Origin of the sequence: Methylobacterium sp. E-065, assembly GCF_022829605.1 — a bacterium.
Classification (GTDB): domain Bacteria; phylum Pseudomonadota; class Alphaproteobacteria; order Rhizobiales; family Beijerinckiaceae; genus Methylobacterium.
On the sequence record NZ_JAKSYD010000260.1, the window covers coordinates 55,090 to 77,920 of the forward strand.

Sequence of the window (22,831 nt, forward strand, 5' to 3'; positions counted from 1 at the left end):
TCCGTCTAAAGAATTTGATTTTTTTGGAAATATCTCCCCTACATTTTTATGAATGCCATCAATCTGCCCGATATGTATCAAATCAGACATACTTGCGATTCAAACTATGAAATCATGCGCCAATGACGAGCCTTCGTCAAACCACGTTCGACATTCTCGACAAGATACGCCAATCACAATACTTGGGTGATATCCAAAAAGAGCTCAGTTTTCATAAAACGACATTCGGATACGACGCATTCGTAGTTGGGTTTCTACCACGATCACAGAGGCAAATCCTTCCGGATTGCACTGTGCTCTCAGGTTGGCCTCGCGAGTGGGAGCAGCGTTACCAAGCCCGAGGCTTCATCCACGTCGATCCCGTTCTGAGGCACCTGAAGGGCGTTATCGATCCCTTCTTCTGGCATGAGGCGGCCACCGGCCAGACCGAGGGCCGCGTCGTCATGGACGAAGCACGCGTGTTCGGGCTGCGCGAGGGCTTCTGCGTCCCCTTCCATCAGCACGACGGCAGCGAGGCCTGCATCAGCTTCGGCGGCGCGCGTCTCGAACTCTCGACGGACGAGCAGGCCGCCCTGCACATGATCGCGATCTACGCTGCCTCCACGGCGAAGGCGATCATGCATCGCCACGCACAGGTCGAGCCGGATGCGCGGACGCGGGGTGACCTGACGGCCCGCGAAGTGGAATGCCTGAAATGGTCGGCTGCCGGAAAAACAGCCTGGGACATCTCTGTTATTCTATCCATATCAAGAAGAACTGTTGAACATCACCTCGCCAACGCCTGCACCAAATTACACGCGGTCGGCCGCACACATTGTGTCGCCGAGGCCATAAGAAGGAGAATAATCGCTTAAATTCACGTAGCGTTGGGGTCGGTAATGTTTCCCATATCCGAGTAACGAGTTGCCAGGCAAATTATTCGTGTGTCTACACGGAGAAAAACGATGTTCTCGATGGTTCATGGGGATATCGAACGGAACTATCCTTCAGTATTGGATCATATTTATAGATTTCGTCATTCATATTTCGTCGAGACACTGGGATGGGAGGCGTGCCGCAGGCCGGACAATCGGGAACGCGATCAGTTCGACGGTCCCGGTAGTATCCACGTCGTCGGCAGGGACGAAGGCCATATCGTATCGTATGCGCGCCTCCTGCCGACGACGCGGCCCCACCTGCTGTCCCACCTCTATCCCGAGCTCATGCAGGGCGCGAAAGCCCCAACGGGGCACCGGATCTACGAGTGGACGCGCCAATCGGTCCTGCCCCGGAAGCGGGAGCACGGCGCAGCGAACGCCTTCTCGAACGCCTTCATGGGCGCCGTCGCCCGCGTCGCCGAGGCGCTCGATCTCGAAGGCCTTCTCGTCCAGACCCACCCCGCACTCGTCGGACGGCTGCTCGACACCGGCTGGGACGTCGAAACGCTGGCTTTGCCGACGCTGTACGCCGGTGCCCTCCTCGTGCCGGTCTACGCCCGGATCACAGCCCGCACCCTGGAGGCGGCCGATGCGGCCTTCGCGGCTTGGCCCGGCTCGCGGCTGGCGTTCCACAGGCCACCCTGAACGACACGCCGGCTGAAAGAACTGGTCTGGTCTCCTGATAACCGATTCCCCGCACGCAAAAGGCAGAACCGATGCCCTCATCTCCCGCGCATACCGTGCTGTTCCTTCGCACCTATCGAGAGGCGGCGCTTCCGATCTACAGCGGCATGGTCGATGAGCTCTGTGGCTCGCCGTATCTCCCGTTCCAGTTGGCGACGACCCTGGAGGATATCGGCCAGCATTTCCTGCGGCTCGCGGAGCAGGTCAACGGCGAGCTCGAGCGCCGTGGTCTCCTCGACGCCGAGGTCGATGCGGACCTGACCGTCGAGGCTCGGATTGAAAACCTTCTGGGATGGATGTGCGAGAGCGGGTTGCCGAGCCTGATGAACGCCGACGACCCCAGCGCCCCCCCGGTCTCGATGCTGAAGCACGAAGCCGTCCGGGACGCGGTCCGACTCGCCCTGGTCATGACGCAGAGCCTGCCGGTCGCGGTTAGGCCCGTGGCCAGCATCGGCCAGGTCACACAGATCTGACCGGCGCCGAATTCGGCCTCACGGCTTGCTGGTCGGCGGCGTGGTGGCGGCCGGCACGTTCACAGCCTGCTTCTCCGGGTTCTTCACCTGGCTGTAGGCGACGTTGGCGAAGGTGCCGATCACCGCCGGCCAGCTCGGGTTGGCATATTGCGGATCGTCGCGCCCGACCTTGCAGAACGCCGTCGTCAGGGCGTTGACCACGTCATCGTCGTTGGCCCCCGCCGCGGCACCCTTGATCTGCGGCACCAGTCGGACCAGCGTCGGCACGAAGTCCTGCTGCTTCAGGCCCTTGAGGGTGTTCTGCACACCGATCTGGTCGAAGGCGGACTTCAGCTGATCCTGCTCGATCTCCGCGCAGGGCGCCGTGCCGGACAGCATGGTCCGGGTGGCGGCGCGCGCCTCGGAGGCCTTCTCGCCGGTCACGACCGGGGCCTTGTTGCCCCAGGAATTGCGGATGTAGTCGGTGACGTTCCGCACCTCGACATCGGTCATCTGCTGGCCGATCGCCACCATCGGGGCGAGGCCGCTCTGGGCGGCGAGGCCGCCATAGATCACCCGCAGCACCGTCTCGGGGCCGTCCGACATCACCGAGGTGTTGCCGGCCAGCGCCGGCACCGCGCCCTGAAGGCCCTTGCCGTCGGGCTGGTGGCAGGAGGAGCAGTAGGTCAGATAGGTCGAGGCGCCCGGAGCCCCGGCCGTGTCGAACGCCGCGAGGTCCTTGGGCTTGTAGGTCTGCTTGGCGGGCACGGTGCGCAGATAAGCCACCATGGCCTTCAGATCCTCCTCCTTCACCTTGGAGAGGGATTCCATGATGGTCTGGCGCATCGGGCCGGCGGCGACGCCCGGCCGGTCGCCCGGGGCGGTACCGGTCTTGAGGTAGGTCACCACCTGCTCGTCGGTCCAGGCGCCGATGCCCTGGTGGCCGTCCGGCGTGATGTTGGGGGCGTACCAGCCGTCGATCACGCCGCCGCCGAACCGGCCCGCAAAGCTCGAATTGCCGACGAGCTTGTTCTCGTTGTGGCACATCGCGCAGTGGCCGAGCCCCTCGACGAGATAGCCGCCGCGGTTGACCTCGGCGCTGGCATTCGGATCGGGCTTGAAGCGCTCCTCGGTGAAGAAGGCCGTCCGCCACGTCACCAGAGCGGTGCGGACGTTGAACGGGAACGGGATCTGGCTGTCCTGGCGCTTCTCGTTTACCGCCGGGACCGATTGCAGATAGGCCCAGATCGCCTTGGTGTCGTCGTCGGTGACCTTGGTGAACCAGCCGAACGGGAAGGCCGGGTAGAGGTAGCCGACATTCTTGCTGTAGCCGTGCCGGAAGGCCTTCTCGAAGTCGTCGTAGCTCCAGTTGCCGAGCCCAGTATCCTTGTCGGGGGTCAGGTTGGGCGTCATGAGCACGCCGAAGGGCATGTTCAGCGCGTAGTTGCCGGCGAGATACTTGCCGCCGGGCGCCGTGTGGCAGGCCGCGCAATCGCCCATGGTGACGAGGTACTTGCCGCGCTCGACCGGGTCGGACGACCCGTCCTGCGCCAGAGCGGGCGTCGCGAGGATCAGGCCCGCCAGGATCGGGGCGGAAGCCCAGCCGGGGGAGAGGGCATTCGTGCGCTTCATGGCATCCTCTCCCGGGCGGACTTTAGAGTTCTTACAAGCGGGTGACGCGCGTGAACGCGGCCGTTTGCTGCGTTGTTCCGGCCTCGGCCGGCGTGTGACCCGGACTGCGGCGTTGTGCCGTGGGCGCCCGGAAGCGCAGGCCGAGATCGGCGAGGTGAGCCACAAGCCCGGCGAGCATCCACCCGGCGACCACGATCCAGCCGGCTCCCACCAGGGCCGACCGCAGGGCCAGCATCAGGGCGGCCCCGGAGGCGAGATTGGCCAGCAACGCCGGCAGCGGCGGCCCACCCCGGCGGCTGAGCCACACGAGGAGGAGCGCCTCGGCCCCGACGAGCAGCAGGATGCCGTCGATGATCCGGCCAGACGCGAACCAAGAGGCCAGCAACGCCTCCATTACGCAGCGTGGCCGAAGGGTGCGTTGAGGCGCACGATCCGCAGGTTCAGGCAGGCGGCGACGCTGACCCAGGCGAGATACGGCAGGTTCATGAGCCCAGCCGCGACCGAGATCCGGCCGGTGACCAGAACCAGAACGGCGATGGACAGCCACAGGGCCGCGACCTCGGCGAGCGCCCAGTCCGGCCGGCGGAACCGGAAGAACAGCACGCTCCAGGCGATGTTGAGCAGCCCGTTCACCGCGTAGGCGGCGAGCAACACGCCCCGGGCGACCGGGTCGGGATCGGCGTTCCAGACCATCACGGCGGCGATGGTCGTGAGCAGGAAGATCACGGTCCAGACCGGCCCGAAGGCCCAGTCCGGCGGCTTCCAGGCTGGGACCTGGAGATGCCGGTACCACGCATCCGTCCGGGTCGCGAGGCCGCCGGCGAGCGCCACCAGTATTGCGGCGACGGCCGCGACGGCAGCCGGCCCCCAGCTGGCGTCGAGTCCCAAAACCGTCATGGCGAGACCCAGCGGAACAGATGCGCGAGGTCCTTGAAGAAGATCCGCGCATGGGCGGCGGGCTTGGCCCGGACCAGCTCCTTGTTCATGTAGCTGTCCCAGGTGAGCTGCTGGACATCCTTGTCCCGGCAGATCGAGACGAAGCGCTCGCGCAGGCCGTCGCTGCGGTACCAGACCCACTGCATCATCCCGAGGATCCAGAACACGCGCCCGTGCAGCTTCATGAAAGCCTTGCGCGCGCCCGCGAGGGCCTTGGCGTCGCCGGTCTTGAGGAAGGCGGCGGCGGCATCGGCCGAAAGCCGGCCGCCCAGCATGGCGTAGTAGATCCCCTCGCCGGAGGCGGGCGCGACCACGCCGGCGGCATCGCCCGCCAGCAGCACGTCACGGCCGTTGTCCCAACGCTTCAGGGGCTTGAGCGGCAGGGGCGCGCCCTCCCGGCGGATCGTCTCGGCGCCATCGAGGTTGGTTGCCACGCGCAGGGCCCGGATCGAGGAGCGCAGGGAAAAACCCTTCTTGGCGCTGCCGGTGCCGATGCTCAGCCTGTCCCCGTGCGGAAAGATCCAGCTGTAGAAGTCGGGCGAGTGGCGGCCCTGATAGTAGACATCGCAGCGGGCGGCATCGACAGAATCGGCCCCGGGGGCGCCGGCCTCCGGCACCCGGAGGATCTCGTGATAGGCGAAGACCTGCCGCATCTTGGCGTGCCCCGGAACCTCGGCCCGGCCGACCGGCGAGCAGGCCCCGTCGGCCCCGATGACGAGCCGCGCCCGGACGGTGTGGCGGGCGAGGGACTCGCCGGCGCCGGTGCTGAAATGGACGCGGGTCGCCCCATCGTCCGACCGGGTGATCTTCTCGTAGGCGGCCTCGCGCAACGCGGCGCCAGCCTGTTCCGCGCGGGCGCGCAGCCAGGGATCGAACTGCTCGCGGTCGACCATGCCGACGAAGCCCTCGCCGACCGGCATGTCGACGGCCTTGCCGCTCGGCGCCACCATGCGGGCGGCGCGGATCTTCGCGACGAGCAGCGAATCGGGGATCGCGAAGTCGCGGATCAGCCGGGGCGGGATCGCGCCGCCGCAGGGCTTGATCCGTCCGGGCTTGTCGAGGAGCAGCACCGTGTGGCCGGCCCGGGCGAGATCGGTCGCCGCCGTGGCTCCGGCCGGGCCGCCGCCGACCACGACGACGTCGTAGGCTGCGTCACCACCGCCGCTTCTCCCTCCCCCCTCTGCGGGGGAGGGTGGGCCGGCCGTCAGGCCGGGTCGGGGGAGGGGAGCGCCGGTGCCGGAAAAGTCACTCCGCGAGTTGAAACCCGCAGCGTCGCGCTGCCCCTCTCCCCCCCTGCTGCGCAGGGTACCCTCCCCTGCAGAGGGGGGAGGGGAAAGATGGCCGCCATCATCCAACTGTGCCATGGCCTCACCGCGCGCTGAAGGCAGGATCGAGCGAAACCGCGCCCGGTGCCGGAGTGGATTCGAGCCGCACCGCCAGGACGACAGCGACGAGGAACAGCAATCCTTCCGCGGCGAACACCGCCGCGTAGGCCTGGACCGGCTCGGCCGTGACGAGCCGCACCGCATCGACCGAGACCGCACCGAGAAAACCGCCGGCCCCGAAGGCGACGCCCTGCGCGGCGCCCCAGACGCCCATCCGGGTGCCGCGCTCCCGCGCGTCGCCGCGGCCGGCCAGCGCCATCATCGAGCCGATCGCGGCGACCGCGTAGGCGCCGTTGCCGACGCCGAGGGCGAACACCGTCTCGCGCAGGGGGAAATCCGCCCCCGAAGCCGCGCCGCTCGCCAGGGCGAACAGGGCGGCGGCCGAGCCGGCGCAACCCAGCGCGATCCAGAGCCTCAAGGAGGCGAGGGGGGTGCCACGCGCGGCGAGCGTCACCCCCGCCACCAGCAGCATCCCGGCGAGCACGCCGCCATGCTGGAGTCCGGCGAGCTTGGTGGTGGCGCCGGGGCTCATGGCGAAGACGAGCCCGGCATAGGGCTCCAGGATCAACTCCTGGGCGCTGTAGGCCAGCATCGAGACGAAGACGAAGATCGTGAAGGTCCGGGCCACCGGATCGGCCAGCACCTGGGCGAGCACGGTGAAGAACGGCCGGCGCGCCTCCGCGGGCTCCGGCGCACGGAGCGGCAGGCGGCGCTCGACACCGGCGACCGCCAGGGCGGCGATGCAGAAGGCGATGAGCGAGACCGTGCCCGACACGGCGACAAGCCGCAGGCCGGAGAACGGATCGAGGAAATGGCCGGCGAGCGGCGCCGTGAGCGCGAAGCCGACGATCATCATCACCCAGACGATGGTGGCGGCCGCCCCCCGCCGGGCCGGCGCGACGCCCCCCGACAGCAGGACGAGGAGCGAGGTTCCGGCGGCGCCGACCCCCATCCCGACGCACAGGAACGAGAGGGCGGCGAGGGCCAGCCCCAGGGCGAGGTGGTCGGCGGCCAGCGCGGTTCCGCAGGCGGCCCCGAACCCGCCGAGGCAGAGGGCAGCCATGCCGCCGACGATCCAATGGGTGCGCCGGCCGCTGCGGTCGGAACCGTAGCCCCAGCGCGGGCGCAGCACCTGCACGGCGTAGTGCAGGGCGACCAGCAGACCGGGCACGAAGGCGGGCAGGGCCAGTTCCACCACCATCACCCGGTTGAGCGTGGCGGTCATCAGCACGACGACACTGCCGAGCGCGGTCTGGACGAGGCCGAGGCGGACGATCTGGGGCCAGCCGAGGGTCGCCTCAGGCGCGATCCGATCCGAAGTGCCCATCACGCCCCTCCCACCAGCGGGCGCAGCGCGAAGGCGGCGACCAGCATGCCGAGGACGTAGAGGGTGGTACCTGTGCCGTTGTACCAGATCGCCCGCTCCCGGGGATTGTCGAGGAACCGGACCATCAGGGCGAGCTGGCCGGCGAGCAGCGCCGCCACGAGGCCGGCATGCCAGTACCGCTCCCAGCCGACGAGCAGCGCGATGACGGCGACCTGCGGCAGGGCCATGACCAGGCAGGCGAAGCGGGCGGCCCGCTCGGTGCCCATCTGCACCGGCAGCGACAGCAGGCCCATGCGCCGGTCGCCCTCGACCGACTTGAAATCGTTGAGCGTCATGATGCCGTGGGCGCCGGCTGCGTAGAGGAGTGCCACCAGCAGAACCCGCCGGTCCGGCAGGGCGGCGGCCATCACGGCGGCGCCGGTGAACCAGGGCAGCCCCTCATAGCAGAGCGCCACCGCGGCGTTGCCCCACCAGCCGTTGCGCTTGAGCCGGACGGGCGGCGCCGAGTAGATCCAGGCGAGCACCAGCCCGAACAGAGCGGCCCCGAGGATCCAGGGCCCGAGCGCGGCGGCCACCACCAGCGACAGCCCGGTCCAGGCCACCGCGAGGTAGAGCCCCCAGCGGCCCGGGATCCGACCGGAGGGAATCGGCCGGTTCGGTTCGTTGATCGCATCGACATGGCGGTCGAACCAGTCGTTCGTGGCCTGGCTGGTCGCGCAGACCAAAGGCCCGGCGAGCAGCACCCCGGCGGCGATCACCGGCCATTGGCCGCTGGCCGGCTGGCCGGACGAGATCACCCCGCAGGCGAACGCCCACATCGGTGCGAACCACGTCAGCGGCTTCAGCAGCTCGATGACTGCGCTCGGGGCGGGCGTAGCGCTCATGACGGGAGGCTACCGGGGCGCGCCAAAGTGTCAAGCCAGATTTACATTTGACGGCGAAATGTGCGGGGCGTTTGTCGGGTGAATACATCCGTAGGGTGATAATACACGCTGCGACATTGGACCGGCGCGTGTGCACCCGAGGCACGCAATCCGCCCCGGGAACGCGGTTCATCCCCGCTTAGGCAGCAATGACTCAGCCTCGGAGCACGGCCGCGGACGCTCCGAACCGTGTTCCGGCCCGATCCGGCGTAGTGCCGCGTCATCGCGAAAACGTGTCGGCCCAGATCAGTCCGCCTCGACAGGCCCGTCGAGATCCCCGACGCCGTAGCGGCGCATCTTGGCGTAGAGGCCCTGCCGGCTGAGGCCCAGCATCTCCGCGGCCGAAGCCCGGTTGTCCCGGGTGATGCGCAGGGCCGCCTCGATGCAGAGCTTCTCGATCAGGTCCGTGGTCTCGCGCACCAGCGTCTTCATCGAGACCCGGCCGACCAGCTCGGCCATCTGCTCCACCGAGCGCGGCACCTCCCGCCCACCGCCGAATCGCCCTTCGGGGATCCGGCGCGGGGCCGGGCGGATCGCGAAGCCCAGGCAGGGGCGGGCGCCCGCCACCGAAACGGCCGCGACCTCCACATCCTCCAGACCGCCATAGGCGCCGCGGATGACCGTCGCGAAGCGCCGCACCACGCCGTGATCGCCCAGGGTCGCGAACAGGGCCTGCGCCTCGGTCTCGTCGCGGCCGAGCCAATGATCCACGGTGCGCCCGCGAACCTGCCCCTCGGTGGCGAGCTGGGTCAGCTCCAGGAAGGCGGCATTGGCGGTCAGAATCCGCCGGCTCGGGTCGGTGACCACGAAGCCCTCGGGCATCGCCTCGATCACCGCCTGGGTCGGCACCTCCTGACCGGAGCCGGCCTCGGCGGCTGCCGGATCGGCCACGAACCGCATCAGGGCACTGGCACCGCCCTCACCCCGGAACAGCGAGACCGAGACCGAGACCTCGCCGCGCCCGTGCGGCAGGGCGGCCCGGATCTCCCCGGCCTGCCCGGTCGCCCGCAGGGCGGCGAACTGCGCCTCCAGGGCCCTCGTGCTGCTGGTATCGAACAGTTCGACCACGTCCTGGCCGGCGACGCGCTTGGCCGGGCGACCGAGCAGCCGCGCGGCGGACGGGTTCGCCTCGGCGACCCGCCTTGTCCCGGCATCGACCACCAGCACCGGCTCACCGGAGATCTGGAACAGGAGCCGGTAGCGGGTCTCGACCGCGCGCAGACGCTCGTAATCCCGCTCCAGCGCCTGCTGGGTCTCCATCAGGCGGCGCTGGAGGCCGGCCACCGCCCGCATGTCGCGCCCGAGCACCAGGATCGGGCCGCCCTCGGCCGGGCGGATCGAGGCGTAGCGGATCGGCAGGTCGATGCCGCTGGGGGAGGGGTGATTGATCTGGCGCCAGCGGGTGATGCCGTCGGGCCGGGCGTCGCGCAGCAGGGCGTCGACCTTGGGCCGGCTCTCGACCGTCACGGTGTCGACCCAGCGCCGGCCCAGCCAGCCAGGGATATTCTCTGCCTCGAGATCAGTCCCGATCGACGCGTCGCGAATCACGCCCTCGGCGTCGATCACGAGCGAGACATCGGAGGATGCCGCGACGATGCGCCCGACCGCCTCGCCGTCGAGGTGGCCGGCGACCTGGTCCAGCACCGCGGGTGATCCCGAGGAGATGAGGTGCGGCTGAAGCGTCACGTTCACCGTTATGTGATGGAGTGGATGAAAACCCTTTCAACAGGCCAATGCCTGCCTGTCCAGCAAAGCTTCCGCGGCGGCAGGCGCCGAACACCCATCGAGCGCGCAGGCGTCGGCCCCCACGAGGCCGGCCTCACCGCCGTGGCGCGTGAAATAGGGGCCCCCGACCAGCACGCGCACCCCCGGGTTCCGCGAGGCGCGCCGCACCTCGGCCACCGTGGCCGCCAGGACGGGCAGGAGCACGTCGGAGGAGAGCGACAGGCCAACCACCTCGAACCAGTCGCTCGCCAGGAGCGCGAGGGGATCGAGGCCGGGCGCCGGCACAGCCGTGGTCACGTACCAGCCGGCCTCCCGGAAGAAGCTCGCGACGATCGACAGGCCGAATCGGTGTGTCTCGCCGGGGCAGGGCAGGAGCAGCACGCTGCGGCCGCCGATCGGAGCCGATTCGATCTCGAGTTCCAGGCAGAGGTGCCGGCTGATCGCCTGCAGCCGCCCGAGGCCCTCGGTCACGGCCAGGAAATCGCAGGCATCCTCCTCCCACAGGGCGCCGAGATGCCGGGCCGCCGGGGCGAGCAGATCGAGGAGCAGACGCGCCAGCGGCAGGCCGCCATCCCGCAGGACCGCGATCTCGGCATCGAGATCCACCGGGCCGGGACCAAGGAGGAGGGCACTGAAGGCGGCGATTTCCTGCGGCGTCACCGCCCGGTCGGCCGGCGGGCGGCGGCCGGCGCTCGGCCGGTGGGCCAGCATCAGCCGGGGGAGGATCTCGCCCTCGATCACCCGGGTGAGGGCATCCGGCCGCGACCGTGGCGAATCAGGCCGCACGCGGGGCTTATCGCGGAAGACCGGCGAAGCGTCGCTGACCGTGCCGCAGCCGGCCGCGATCGGTCCCAGTTCCAAACGCTCGCCGAAATGCCTCCAGTGTCCCATCGGCACCCTCCCTGAAACGGCCCCGGCTCGAGGAACCGGCAGCTCCGCTCGCGTCTTCGGGTGCGGGGTTACTCGCCCGTCTATTCTTCGTCTTTGTCTAGCGCGGAACTCGATAGGCCAAGTCACCGGCGCGTCGCCGTGCGTCCAAACGATACGCATCTTGACGAACTTGGCAATGATCTAAGACCAAGAAAAACGTCGCCGGCCTATGTCATGCTCGGCGAACGTCAAGCGCACTTGACACTTTGGGGGGCCCCGCCCTAGCCTCTGACAACGACGGAGCCCTAGGCACCGCCGAGATCAGGGGAGCGGATGCATGGGTCCCGAGGCCCGACCGGCACGACCGCTCTACACGCCTGCCGAGCGGCACCGGCGCGACGCATCCCCCTGGACCCTGGTGCAGGGCGTGCTGGCACCCCTCCAATTCGTGATCTTCCTGGCGAGCCTCGTGCTGGTGCTGCGCGCGCTGGCGACCGGCGAGACCATCGCGGCCGCCGAGATCTCGGTCGTGGTGAAGACCCTGGCGCTCTACGCGATCATGATCACCGGCTCGATCTGGGAGAAGGCCGTGTTCGGCCGCTTCCTGTTCGCGCCGGCCTTCTTCTGGGAGGACGTGGTCAGCATGCTGGTGCTGGCGCTCCACACGGCCTACCTCGCCGCGCTCGCCACGGGCGCCCTCGGGGGGCAAGCGCTGCTGATTCTGGCGCTCGCCGCCTACGCCACCTACGTGATCAATGCCGGCCAGTTCGTGCTGAAGCTGCGGGCCGCCCGGCTGCAGGGCAATCCCGGCCGCCAGCCGAAGCACCTCGCGGAGGCGCTGTCGTGAACGCGCCGGTCCCGCCCCCGACCGCCTGCGGCGGCATCGACCTGCATCAGGAGCACGGCCAGCGCGCGGTGTTCTGCGGGCTCACCGGCATCGTCTGGCTGCACCGGAAGATCCAGGACGCGTTCTTCCTCGTGGTCGGGTCGCGCACCTGCGCGCACCTGATCCAGTCGGCCGCCGGGGTGATGATCTTCGCCGAGCCGCGATTCGCCACCGCGATCATCAACGAGCGCGACCTCGCCGGCATCGCCGACGCCAACGAGGAACTCGACCGGGTCGTGACCCGGCTGATCGAGCGCCGGCCGGACATCAAGCTGCTGTTCCTCGTGGGCTCCTGCCCGTCCGAGGTGATCAAGCTCGACCTGTCCCGGGCCGCCCAGCGCCTGTCGGGACGCCTGAACCCCGTGCGGGTGCTGAACTATTCCGGTTCCGGCATCGAGACGACGTTTACGCAGGGTGAGGATGCCTGCCTCGCCGCCCTCGTGCCGGATCTGCCTCGCGAGAGCGACACGGCCGCGCCGTCGCTCCTCGTGGTCGGCGCCCTGGCCGACGTGGTCGAGGACCAGTTCCTTCGGATCTTCGCCGCGATGGGCATCGCCGATGTCCGGTTCCTGCCCGCCCGCCGGGCCGGCGCGATGCCGGCGGTCGGCCGTGGTACCCGCTATCTGCTGGCCCAGCCGTTCCTGGCCGACACCGCCCGCGCCCTCGAGGAGCGCGGCGCCCGCCGGCTTCCCGCGCCGTTCCCGCTCGGCGCCGAGGGCACCACCGGGTGGCTCCGGGCCGCCGCCGAGGCGTTCGGAATCTCCGACGACACCTTCGAGGCCGCGACCGCGCCGGGCCGCGCCCGGGCCGAGACCGCGCTGGCGCCGCTGCGCGGAGAACTCGGCGGCAAGCGGGTGTTCTTCTTCCCCGATTCGCAGCTTGAAGTGCCGCTCGCCCGCTTTCTGGCCCGGGAACTCGGCGCGGAACTCGTGGAGGTCGGGACCCCCTACCTGCACCGGGGGCATCTGGCCGCCGAGATCGAGTGGCTCCCCGCCGGCACACGGGTGACGGAAGGCCAGAGCCTCGACGACCAGATGGACCGCTGCCGCGCGGCCCGGCCGGACCTCACGGTCTGTGGTCTCGGCCTCGCCAACCCGCTGGAGGCCGAGGGGCTGTCGACCAAGTGGTCGATCGAGCTGCTGTTCACGCCCGTGCAGGGCTACGAGCAGGCCGGCGACCTCGCCGAATTGTTCGCGCGCCCGCTCCGGCGCCGCGCCCTGCTGGAGGTGTAGCGCCATGCAGCTGACCCTCTGGACCTACGAAGGCCCGCCCCATATCGGCGCGATGCGCATCGCCACGGCGATGACCGGCCTGCACTACGTGCTGCACGCGCCGCAGGGCGACACCTACGCCGACCTGCTGTTCACCATGATCGAGCGGCGCGATGCCCGCCCGCCCGTCACCTACACGACCTTCCGGGCACAGGATCTCGGCCGCGACACCGCCGAGCTGTTCAAGACCTCGGTGGCCGCCGCCTATGCGCGGTTCCAGCCGCAGGCGATGATCGTCGGCGCCTCCTGCACCGCCGAGCTGATCCAGGACGATCCGGGCGGGCTCGCCAAGGCGCTGAACCTGCCGATCCCGGTGATTCCCCTGGAGCTGCCGGCCTACCAGAAGAAGGAAAACTGGGGCGCGTCCGAGACCTTCTATCGGCTGGTCCGGGCGCTCGCCGGAGCTCCCGGTGCGCGCGCCGCGCGCGAGCCCGGGCGGCGCCCGCTCTGCAACATTTTGGGACCCACGGCGCTCGGGTTCCGCCACCGGGACGACCTGATCGAGATCCGCCGGCTGCTCGATTCGCTCGGGATCGACGTGAATGTGGTCGCGCCGCTCGGCGCCGCGCCCGCCGATCTCGGCCGGCTCAAGGACGCCGACTTCAACGTCGTGCTCTATCCCGAGACCGCGCGCTCCGCAGCGGAGTACCTGAAGAAGAGTTTTGGGCAGCCGTTCACGCAAGTCGTGCCGATCGGCGTCGGCGGCACGCGCCGGTTCGTCGAGGAGGTGGCGGCGCTGGCCGGCCTCGATCCGGCGCCGGTTCTGGATGGCCCCGGCTCGCGCCTGCCCTGGTACAGCCGCTCGGTCGATTCGACCTACCTGACCGGTAAGCGCGTCTTCGTGTTCGGGGACGCCACGCACGCGATCGGCCTCGCCCGGATCGCCGCCCGGGAACTCGGCTTCAAGGTCGTCGGGCTCGGCACCTACAGCCGCGAATTCGCCCGGGAGGTCCGCGCCGAGGCGGCCGAACTCGGTCTCGAGGCGCTGATCACCGACGATTACCTCGATGTCGAAGCGGCGATCCGCGCCGCCGCGCCCGAACTGGTGCTCGGCACGCAGATGGAGCGCCACGTCGCCAAGCGGCTCGGCATCCCCTGCGCGGTGATCTCCGCGCCGATCCATGTCCAGGACTTCCCGGCCCGCTACGCCCCGCAGATGGGGTTCGAGGGCGCCAACGTCCTGTTCGACACCCTGGTCCACCCGCTGATGATGGGCCTGGAAGAGCACCTGCTGGGCATGTTCCGGGAGGATCCGGAATTCCACGACGGCGTCGGCCCCTCGCATCTCGGCGGCACGCCGGTCGCCGCGCCGCCCCCCCAGGCCGCTCCTGCGCCTGAAGCTGCACCGGCGCCGATCCATCTCGACCATCCGGTCTCGGTGGCGGTCGCCCCCTGGGCGCCCGAGGCCGAGAAAGAGCTGAAAAAGATCCCGTTCTTCGTGCGCGGCAAGGCGCGCACCAACACGGAGCGATTCGCCCGTGAGCGGCAATTGCCGCTCATCACCCTTGAAACCCTCTACGACGCCAAGGCGCATTATGGCCGCTAGAGCGCACTCCGCCGGCCCCGGTGCCGGCCCGGCCAAGGCAGGCGCGTCTCAGCGCCGGCCGCCGATCCGCGTCGTGATCGTCACCCTCGACAATCACCTTGCGAGCGCGGTCGAGCGGGCGCGTCTGCGGCTCCGCACCGAGATGCCGGGGCTGGTCCTGGGCTTCCACGCGGCGGCCGAGTGGGACAACAACCCCGCCGCCCTCGACGATTGCCGGGCCGATATCGCCAGCGCCGACATCGTGCTCTCGGCCATGCTGTTCATGGACGAGCATGTCCGGGCGATCCTACCGGCACTGGCGGCGCGGCGCGACGCCTGCGACGCGATGGTCGGCTGCCTCTCGGCCGGCGACGTCGTGAAGACCACGAAGCTCGGCCGCTTCGACATGAGCGGCAACAAGCGCAGCGCCCTCGACTTCCTGAAGAAGCTGCGCGGCAAGCCGGGCCAGCAGGGCAATGCCGGCCGGCAGATGGCCCTGGTGCGCAAGCTGCCGAAGATCCTGCGCTTCATCCCGGGCTCGGCCCAGGACGTGCGCGCCTATTTCCTGACCCTGCAATACTGGCTCGCCGGCTCGGACGAGAACGTCTCCGCCCTGGTGCGCTTCCTGGTCCATCGCTACGCGGCGGGCGAGCGGGCGGCGTGGCGCGAGGGCCCGGCGGCGCCGGCGCCCCTCGATTATCCCGAGACCGGCCTCTACCATCCGCGCCTGCCGGGCCGGATCGGCGCCGACCTGGCGCGCCTCCCGCGCCAAGCCGGCACAAGGGGCCGCGTCGGACTGCTGGTGATGCGCAGCTACGTGCTGGCCGGCAACACCGCCCATTACGACGGCGTCATCGCGGCGCTGGAGGCCCAGGGCCTCGACGTGGTGCCGGCCTTCGCCAGCGGCCTCGACAACCGCCCGGCCGTGGATTCCTTCTTCATGAAGGACGGGCGTACCGGCATCGACGCGCTGGTTTCGCTCACCGGCTTCTCGCTGATCGGCGGCCCCGCCTACAACGACGCCGCCGCCGCCGAGGCGATGCTGACCCAGCTCGACGTGCCCTACCTCGCCGCCCAGGCGCTGGAATTCCAGACCCTGGAGCAGTGGGAATCGGGCGACCGCGGCCTGTCGCCGGTCGAGGCGACCATGATGGTCGCGATCCCCGAACTCGACGGCGCCACCGCCCCGATGGTGTTCGGCGGCCGCTCCTCGGCCTCGGGCAGCGACAACGCCCGGGACATGCGGGTTCACCCGGAGCGGGCCGCGCGCCTCGCCGAGCGGGTCGCGCAAATGGTGTCGCTGCGCCGGACCCCGAAGGCCGCGCGCAAGCTCGCCGTGGTGCTGTTCAACTTCCCGCCCAATGCCGGCGCCACCGGCACGGCCGCGTTCCTGTCGGTCTACGCCTCGCTGCTCAACACCCTGAAGGGTCTGGCGGCCGACGGCTACGCCGTGGCGGTGCCCGAGAGCGTCGATGCCCTGCGCACGGCGATCCTGGAGGGCAATGCCAAGCGCTATGGCACCCAGGCCAACGTCCACGCCCGCATCCCGGCCGAGGACCACCTGCGCCGCGAGACCTACCTCGCCGAGATCGAGGCCCAGTGGGGCCCGGCGCCCGGCCGCCACCAGACCAACGGCGCCGACCTGTTCGTGCTCGGCGCCCAGTTCGGCAACGTCTTCGTCGGGGTCCAGCCCGCCTTCGGCTACGAGGGCGACCCGATGCGGCTCCTGTTCGAGCGCGGCTTCGCGCCGACCCACGCGTTCTCGGCCTTCTACCGCTACCTGCGCGAGGATTTTGCCGCCGACGCGGTGCTGCATTTCGGCACGCACGGGGCGCTCGAATTCATGCCCGGCAAGCAGACCGGCCTGTCCGAGGCCTGCTGGCCGGAGCGGCTGATCGGGGCCCTGCCCAACGTCTATCTCTACGCCGCCAACAACCCCTCCGAGGGGACGCTGGCCAAGCGCCGCTCGGCCGCGACGCTGGTGTCCTACCTGACCCCGAGCCTCGCGGCGGCCGGGCTCTATCGTGGGTTGATCGACCTCAAGAGCTCGATCGAGCGCTGGCGCGGCCTCGACATCGCCGCGATGGCCGAGCGCGGCACCCTGGCCGGCCTGATCCAGGAGCAGGGCGCGGCCCTCGATCTCGTGGCCGCCACGCCGGCCTGGACCGGCGACCTCGGCGCCCGGGTCGGCGACCTCTGGTCGGCCGTGCAGGAGCTGGAACAGACCCTGATCCCGCACGGGCTGCACGTGGTCGGCGACGGCATGCCGGCGGAAGAGCGGATCGACATGCTGCTTGCTTTGGCGGAGGCCTCGCACGGCCTGGTGCCGGAGCGGGCCGGGATCGCCGCGCTGGTCTCCGGCGCAGGGATCGAGGCGGTCATCGCGGCCTCCGGGCTGCCGGCGGATGCCGAGACCCGGGCCGCGTTCGCGAGCCTCGCCGAGACCGACCGGCTGCTGGCCCGCGACCACGAGGTTCCGGCCCTGCTGCGGGCGCTGGACGGACGCTTCGTGCCGCCGGTGGCGGGCGGCGACCTGCTGCGCAACCCCGCGATCTTGCCGACCGGCCGCAACATCCACGGGTTCGACCCCTACCGCCTGCCCTCCGCCTTCGCGGTGGCCGACGGCGCCCGGCAGGTGGCCCGCATCCTCGAACGCTTCGCGGCGGACGGAAAACCCTGCCCGGAGAGCGTCGCCCTGGTCCTGTGGGGCACCGACAACCTCAAGAGCGAGGGCGGCCCGATCGCTCAGGCGCTGGCGCTGATCGGCGCGAAGCCCCGCTTCGACGGCTACGGCCGCTTGAGCGGCGCGGAGCTGATCCCGCTGGAAACCCTCGGCCGCCCCCGCATCGACGCGGTGGTCACCCTCTCGGGCATCTTCCGGGACCTGCTACCGCTTCAGACCAAGCTCCTGGCGGAAGCGTCCTTCCTGGCCGCCACTGCCGACGAGCCCCTCGAGAAAAACTACGTCCGCAAGCACGCCCTGGCGATCCAGGCCGAGCACGGCTGCGATCTGGAGACCGCGGCGCTCCGCGTCTTCTCCAACGCCGAGGGCGCCTACGGGGCCAACGTCAACCACCTGGTCGATTCGGGCAATTGGGACGACGACGCGGAACTCTGCGAGACCTTCTCGCGCCGCAAGAGCTTCGCGTATGGCCGCAACGGCCGCCCGGCGCCGCAGCGCGCCCTGATGCAGGCGGTGCTCGCCTCCGTCGACATGGCCTACCAGAACCTCGACTCGGTCGAGGTCGGCGTCACCTCCGTCGACCATTACTTCGACGGGCTCGGCGGCATGGGCCGGGCGGTGGCCCGGGCCAAGGGCGAGTCGGTGCCGATCTACATCAGCGACCAGACCCGCGGGGAGGGGCGCGTCCGCTCCCTGGAGGAGCAGGTGGCGCTTGAGACGCGCACCCGGATGCTCAACCCGAAATGGTACGAAAGCCTGCTCGGCCACGGCTACGAGGGCGTCCGCCAGATCGAGACGCACCTCACCAACACGGTCGGCTGGTCGGCCACCGCCAACGCGGTCCAGCCCTGGATCTACCAGCGGATCACCGAGACCTACGTCCTCGACAAGGACATGCGCGAGCGCATGGCCGCCTTGAACCCCACCGCCTCCGCCAAGGTCGCCCAAAGGCTGATCGAGGCGCACCGCCGCGGCTTCTGGACCCCCGATGCAGAGATGCGCGACGCCCTCGACCGGGCCGAGGAGGAACTGGAAGACCGTCTGGAAGGCGTCACCACAGGAGTGGCCGCATGAACATCGCGATCCGCAATCCCGTCATCGCCCGGAAAGAAGAGGGGAGCGTTCAGGTCGAACTCGATCCGGACCTGAAGATCGACACCGCCAAGGTGTTCGCGGTCTACGGCAAGGGCGGGATCGGCAAGTCGACCACCTCGTCGAACCTGTCGGTGGCGTTCTCGAAGCTCGGCAAGCGGGTGCTGCAGATCGGCTGCGATCCGAAGCACGACTCGACCTTCACGCTGACCAAGCGCCTCGCCCCCACGGTGATCGACGCGCTCGAGGCGGTGAACTTCCACTCGGAGGAGCTGCGCGTCGAGGATTTCGTGGTCGAGGGCTATAACGGCGTGATGTGCGTCGAGGCCGGCGGCCCGCCCGCCGGCACCGGCTGCGGCGGCTACGTGGTCGGCCAGACCGTGAAGCTCCTGAAGGAGCACCACCTCCTGGAAGACACCGACGTCGTGGTGTTCGACGTGCTGGGCGACGTGGTCTGCGGCGGCTTCGCCTCGCCGCTCCAGCACGCCGACCGGGCGCTGATCGTCACCGCCAACGACTTCGACTCGATCTTCGCGATGAACCGGATCGTGGCGGCGATCCACGCCAAGGCGAAGAACTATCCGGTGCGGCTCGGCGGTGTCATCGCCAACCGCTCGGCCAAGACCGACGAGATCGACCGGTTCAACGACGCGGTCGGCCTGAAGCGGCTCGCCCACTTCCCCGACCTCGATATCGTCCGCCGCTCGCGGCTGAAGAAGTCGACCCTGTTCGAGATGGAATCCTCCCCGGAACTCGACGCGGTGACCGCCGAGTACATGCGGCTCGCCGAGATCCTCTGGGCCGGGGGCGAACCCTGCGAGGCGATCCCCATGAAGGACCGCGACCTGTTCGAGTTCCTCGGTTTCGATTGAGTTTGGGGTTCGACTGATGGCCAGCGCCAGCTACGATGCCCGCCGGGGTGAACTGACCACCTATTTCGACCGCACCGCGGTCGATGCGTGGTCGCGCCTGACCTCGGACGCCCCGGTGAGCCGGATTCGCGCCACGGTGCGGGCCGGGCGCGACGCCATGCGGGCGACACTGCTCGCCTGGCTGCCCGCCGACATGACCGGCCTGCGCCTGCTCGATGCCGGCTGCGGCACCGGGGCGCTGAGCGTCGAGGCGGCACGGCGCGGCGCCGAGGTGGTGGCCATCGACGTCTCGCCCACGCTGATCGGGCTGGCGCAGGAGCGCCTGCCGGAAATGTCCGGCGCGGGGCGCATCGAGTTCCGCGTCGGCGACATGCTCGATCCCGGTCTCGGCCGGTTCGACCACGTGGTGGCGATGGATTCGCTGATCCATTACCGCGCCGCCGACATCGCCCGGGCGCTGGCGGCTTTGGGCGCGCGCACGGACGGCTCGATTCTGTTCACCGTGGCGCCGCGTACGGCGCTGCTGACCGTGATGCACGCGGCCGGACAGTTCTTTCCGCGGGGCGACCGTTCGCCGGCCATCGTGCCGGTGACCGAGCGTGGGCTGCGGCGGCGGATTTCTTCGGAACGCGCCCTCGACGGCTTCGCCTGGGCGCGGTCGCACCGGATCAACAGCGGCTTCTACCTGTCGAACGCGATCGCGCTGACGCGTACGCTTACGACCCCCGCACAGGGGGGAGGGAGCCACGCGGCGCCCGGGGTGCGCCCATGAGCAGCGCCTCGCAAAAACTCACCGCGGCCCTGATGCGCCTCGGTCCGGCGATCCTGCCGTTCGCGGATGCCGCCACGGTCGAGCTGCCGCTGGGCCGGCTGCTGCGCCTAGCCCTGTTCCAGGTCACGGTCGGCATGGCGGCGGTGCTGCTGATCGGCACCCTGAACCGGGTGATGATCGTCGAGCTCGGCGTCCCGGCCTGGATCGTCGCCATGATGCTGGCGCTGCCGCTGGTCTTCGCCCCGTTGCGGGCGCTGGTCGGCTTCCGGTCGGACACGCACCGCTCGGTCCTGGGCTGGCGGCGGGTCCCCTATATCTGGTTCGGCACGCTGCTGCAGTTCGGCGGGCTGGCGATCATGCCCTTCGCCCTTCTGATCCTGTCGGGCGACACGACCGGACCGCTCTGGGTCGGCGACCTCGCGGCGGCGCTCGCCTTCCTGCTGGTCGGCGCCGGCCTCCACACCACCCAGACGGTGGGCCTTGCGCTCGCCACCGACCTCGCCCCCGCGCATGCCCGCCCGAAGGTCGTGGCGCTGCTCTGCGCCGCGCTCCTGTTCGGCATGATGGCGAGCGCGGTGCTGTTCGGGCTGTTCCTGGCGCATTTCTCCGCGGTGCGCCTGATCCAGGTGATCCAGGGCGCGGCGCTCGTCACCATCATCCTCAACGGCTTCGCGCTGTGGAAGCAGGAGCCCCGCGACACCACCCGGAACCGGGACGCGCCGCAGCGCGACTTCCGCGCCTCCTGGCGGGCCTATGCGGGGGAGGGCACCGCCCGGCGCCGCCTCGTGGCGATCGGCCTCGGCACGGCGGGCTTCTCCATGCAGGACATCCTGCTGGAACCCTATGGCGGCCAGATCCTGCACCTCTCCGTGGGGGCGACCACGGCGCTCACCGCGCTGCTGGCCGCAGGCGGCGGCCTCGGCCTGCTGATCGCGGCCCGCTGGCTCGGCCGGGGCGGCGACCCGTTCCGGGTGTCGGCAGTGGGCGTCGGGATCGGCATCCTGGCCTTCTCGGCGGTGGTGTTCGCGGCGCCCTTGGCCTCGGCCGACCTGTTCGCCGCGGGCGTCAGCCTGATCGGCCTCGGCGGCGGCCTGTTCGCCCACGGAACGCTCACCGCCTCGATGAACCGGGCCGGCCCCGAGGATACCGGACTGGCGCTCGGCGCCTGGGGCGCCGTGCAGGCGACCGCGGCGGGCCTGTCGATCGCGGCCAGCGGCCTCGTGCGCGATGTCGGCGGCGCCATCGCCCAGTCGGGGGTGCTCGGCGAGGGCATGAACGAGCCCGCCATCGGCTACCTCATCGTCTACCACATCGAGATCGCCCTGCTGTTCGCCGCGCTCCTCGCGCTCGGGCCGCTGGTGCGTGAGGACGCGCGTGCGCAGACACGCGATCGGATGACCGGCACTCTCGCCGGCCGGACAGCCTGAGACACGGGGGAGGTCAGCCATGCCAACCGGCGCACTTACAGGTTACGTCGACGTCGCCCAGGTCGTGCTCTACGCGTTCTTCCTCTTCTTCGCCGGCCTGGTGTTCTGGCTGCGCCGGGAGGACCGGCGCGAGGGCTACCCCCTGGAGAACGAGGCGGTCGGGCGCCGCAAGTCGGTCGATCCGTTCCTGATCCCCCGCTCCAAGGCGTTCCACCTGCCCGGCGGCGAGACCACCTACGCCCCCCAGGCGGTGCATGGCAGCGGCGACATCGAGACCGGCATCCCGGCCCGCAAGGTCGAGCCCTGGCCGGGCGCACCCTACGAGCGGACCGAGTCCTCGCTCCAGGCCGGCGTCGGCCCCGGCTCCTGGGTGCTCCGGCACGACGTTCACGACCGGACCTGGGACAACGAGATCCGGATCGTGCCCCTGCGGGTGGCGACCAACTTCGTCGTCCACGAGGACGGCCCGAACCCGATCGGCATGACCGTGTTCGGCACCGACAACGCGGTGGCGGGCGTCGTCTGCGACGTCTGGGTCGACCGCGGCGAGTCGCTGCTGCGCTACTACGAGGTCGAGCTGCCCACGGGCGGCCGCCGCCTGATGCCGGTGACGTTCTGCCGGGCCGGCGGCTTCACCAAGACGGTGAAGACCGAGGCGCTGCTCGCCAGCCAGTTCGCCGACATCCCCGAGACCCGCGACCCCGACAGCGTCACCTTCCTGGAGGAGGAGCGGGTCATGTCCTACTTCGGCGCCGGCACGCTCTACGCCACGCCGGCCCGGGCGGAGCCCCTGATATGAGCGGCGACTTCATTCCCGAGGGCACCCTGCGGGGACTGCCCGGCCCGCTGCCGGCGGGTGAGCGGATCCTGTGGCAGGGCGCGCCCACCACCACGGGTCTGCTGGTGCGGGTGTTCCACGCCCGCTTGGTGATCGCGTGGTTCGGACTCTCCGGCCTGGCCTTCGGCCTGGCGGCGGGCTCAGCCACGGGGGCGCTGAAGGTGGTGCTGCCGACCCTGGTGATCGGCGCGGGCGGGATGGCCCTGCTCTGGCTGCTCGCGTGGCTGACCCACCGGACGACGCTCTACACGATCACCAATCGCCGGGTCGTGCTGCAGGCCGGCATCGCCCTGCAGGTGACCCACAACCTGCCGTTCGCCCAGATCGACACTGCGGCGTTGCGCGCCTTCACGGATGGCACCGGAGACGTCCCGCTGCGGTTGCGGCCGGGCCTGCGGATCGCCTACCTTCAGCTCTGGCCGCACGCCCGGCCCTGGCATCTGTCGCGGACTGAGCCCATGCTGCGCTCCGTGCCGGATGCCGATGGGGCGGCGGCCCTGCTGGCGCAGGCGCTGGCGGCCCATGCCGACGGCGCTGCGCCGCCGGTGCGGGTGGCCCGTCTGGGTCAGGCGAACGAAAATGCCGGCCGCCTCGTCGCGGCCGAGTAGGGAGGG

Annotated in this window: 20 protein-coding genes; 12 read left to right on the forward strand and 8 right to left on the reverse strand. The window is 70.1% G+C overall.

Annotation, left to right across the window (positions count from 1 at the left end):
- Nucleotides 1–122: 122 nt before the first annotated feature.
- From MKK84_RS30140 to MKK84_RS30150, 3 genes are all read left to right on the forward strand, one after another.
- The gene (locus MKK84_RS30140) at nt 123–854 is read left to right on the forward strand and encodes a helix-turn-helix transcriptional regulator (protein ID WP_243925863.1); all 732 of its coding nucleotides are present in this window, start codon (nt 123–125) and stop codon (nt 852–854) included.
- Nucleotides 855–953: 99 nt separating this feature from the next.
- The gene (locus MKK84_RS30145; protein ID WP_243926010.1) at nt 954–1,562 is read left to right on the forward strand and encodes an acyl-homoserine-lactone synthase; all 609 of its coding nucleotides are present in this window, start codon (nt 954–956) and stop codon (nt 1,560–1,562) included.
- A 71-nt stretch (nt 1,563–1,633) separates the two neighbouring features.
- A complete protein-coding gene (locus MKK84_RS30150) occupies nt 1,634–2,074 on the forward strand; it encodes a hypothetical protein (RefSeq protein ID WP_243925865.1) in 441 nt (146 codons plus the stop codon).
- 18 nt (nt 2,075–2,092) lie between these two features.
- Here MKK84_RS30150 and MKK84_RS30155 read toward each other — a convergent pair whose 3' ends face one another.
- The 8 genes from MKK84_RS30155 to MKK84_RS30190 form a co-directional block, all read right to left on the reverse strand.
- The gene (locus MKK84_RS30155) at nt 2,093–3,685 is read right to left on the reverse strand and encodes a cytochrome c (protein ID WP_243925867.1); all 1,593 of its coding nucleotides are present in this window, start codon (nt 3,683–3,685) and stop codon (nt 2,093–2,095) included.
- A 31-nt stretch (nt 3,686–3,716) separates the two neighbouring features.
- Nucleotides 3,717–4,079 (reverse strand): hypothetical protein, encoded by a 363-nt coding sequence (locus MKK84_RS30160; RefSeq protein WP_243925869.1) that lies wholly within the window; start codon nt 4,077–4,079, stop codon nt 3,717–3,719.
- Nucleotides 4,079–4,582: a TspO/MBR family protein gene (locus MKK84_RS30165; protein ID WP_243925870.1), complete on the reverse strand. Its 504-nt coding sequence runs from the start codon at nt 4,580–4,582 to the stop codon at nt 4,079–4,081. Before MKK84_RS30165 ends, MKK84_RS30160 begins: the two co-directional genes overlap by 1 nt.
- Nucleotides 4,579–5,754: a geranylgeranyl diphosphate reductase gene (locus tag MKK84_RS30170; protein ID WP_243925872.1), complete on the reverse strand. Its 1,176-nt coding sequence runs from the start codon at nt 5,752–5,754 to the stop codon at nt 4,579–4,581. Before MKK84_RS30170 ends, MKK84_RS30165 begins: the two co-directional genes overlap by 4 nt.
- Nucleotides 5,755–5,989: 235 nt before the next feature.
- Nucleotides 5,990–7,333 carry a BCD family MFS transporter gene (locus tag MKK84_RS30175; RefSeq protein WP_243925874.1) on the reverse strand — a complete coding sequence of 448 codons (1,344 nt, stop codon included), beginning with the start codon at nt 7,331–7,333 and terminating at the stop codon, nt 5,990–5,992.
- On the reverse strand, nt 7,333–8,217 hold the full coding sequence (chlG, locus tag MKK84_RS30180; protein WP_243925876.1) for a chlorophyll synthase ChlG: 885 nt from the start codon (nt 8,215–8,217) through the stop codon (nt 7,333–7,335). Before chlG ends, MKK84_RS30175 begins: the two co-directional genes overlap by 1 nt.
- A gap of 285 nt (nt 8,218–8,502) precedes the next feature.
- Nucleotides 8,503–9,948: a transcriptional regulator PpsR gene (ppsR, locus tag MKK84_RS30185; protein ID WP_409566564.1), complete on the reverse strand. Its 1,446-nt coding sequence runs from the start codon at nt 9,946–9,948 to the stop codon at nt 8,503–8,505.
- A 30-nt stretch (nt 9,949–9,978) separates the two neighbouring features.
- A complete protein-coding gene (locus MKK84_RS30190) occupies nt 9,979–10,872 on the reverse strand; it encodes a B12-binding domain-containing protein (RefSeq protein WP_243925879.1) in 894 nt (297 codons plus the stop codon).
- A gap of 316 nt (nt 10,873–11,188) precedes the next feature.
- On the opposite strand from MKK84_RS30190, the gene bchF reads away from it, so the two are divergent.
- The 9 genes from bchF to puhB are packed head-to-tail and all read left to right on the forward strand — an operon-like array spanning nt 11,189 to nt 22,825.
- The gene (gene bchF, locus MKK84_RS30195; protein WP_243925881.1) at nt 11,189–11,698 is read left to right on the forward strand and encodes a 2-vinyl bacteriochlorophyllide hydratase; all 510 of its coding nucleotides are present in this window, start codon (nt 11,189–11,191) and stop codon (nt 11,696–11,698) included.
- Nucleotides 11,695–12,969: a ferredoxin:protochlorophyllide reductase (ATP-dependent) subunit N gene (locus MKK84_RS30200; protein ID WP_243925882.1), complete on the forward strand. Its 1,275-nt coding sequence runs from the start codon at nt 11,695–11,697 to the stop codon at nt 12,967–12,969. Before bchF ends, MKK84_RS30200 begins: the two co-directional genes overlap by 4 nt.
- Before the next feature lie 4 nt (nt 12,970–12,973).
- A complete protein-coding gene (gene bchB / locus MKK84_RS30205; protein ID WP_243925884.1) occupies nt 12,974–14,554 on the forward strand; it encodes a ferredoxin:protochlorophyllide reductase (ATP-dependent) subunit B in 1,581 nt (526 codons plus the stop codon).
- On the forward strand, nt 14,544–18,290 hold the full coding sequence (locus MKK84_RS30210) for a magnesium chelatase subunit H (RefSeq protein ID WP_243925886.1): 3,747 nt from the start codon (nt 14,544–14,546) through the stop codon (nt 18,288–18,290). The genes bchB and MKK84_RS30210 overlap by 11 nt, the downstream gene beginning before the upstream one ends.
- Entirely contained in the window at nt 18,287–19,180 is an 894-nt protein-coding gene (gene bchL / locus MKK84_RS30215; RefSeq protein WP_243925888.1) for a ferredoxin:protochlorophyllide reductase (ATP-dependent) iron-sulfur ATP-binding protein, read from the forward strand. Before MKK84_RS30210 ends, bchL begins: the two co-directional genes overlap by 4 nt.
- 16 nt (nt 19,181–19,196) lie before the next feature.
- Nucleotides 19,197–19,952, forward strand: a complete 756-nt coding sequence (bchM, locus tag MKK84_RS30220; RefSeq protein ID WP_243925890.1) for a magnesium protoporphyrin IX methyltransferase — start codon at nt 19,197–19,199, stop codon at nt 19,950–19,952.
- Nucleotides 19,949–21,379 carry a BCD family MFS transporter gene (locus MKK84_RS30225; RefSeq protein ID WP_243925892.1) on the forward strand — a complete coding sequence of 477 codons (1,431 nt, stop codon included), beginning with the start codon at nt 19,949–19,951 and terminating at the stop codon, nt 21,377–21,379. Before bchM ends, MKK84_RS30225 begins: the two co-directional genes overlap by 4 nt.
- Nucleotides 21,380–21,398: 19 nt before the next feature.
- Nucleotides 21,399–22,178, forward strand: coding sequence for a photosynthetic reaction center subunit H (gene puhA, locus MKK84_RS30230; RefSeq protein ID WP_243925894.1), 780 nt, complete (start codon nt 21,399–21,401; stop codon nt 22,176–22,178).
- Entirely contained in the window at nt 22,175–22,825 is a 651-nt protein-coding gene (gene puhB / locus MKK84_RS30235; RefSeq protein WP_243925896.1) for a photosynthetic complex putative assembly protein PuhB, read from the forward strand. Before puhA ends, puhB begins: the two co-directional genes overlap by 4 nt.
- Nucleotides 22,826–22,831: the final 6 nt, after the last annotated feature.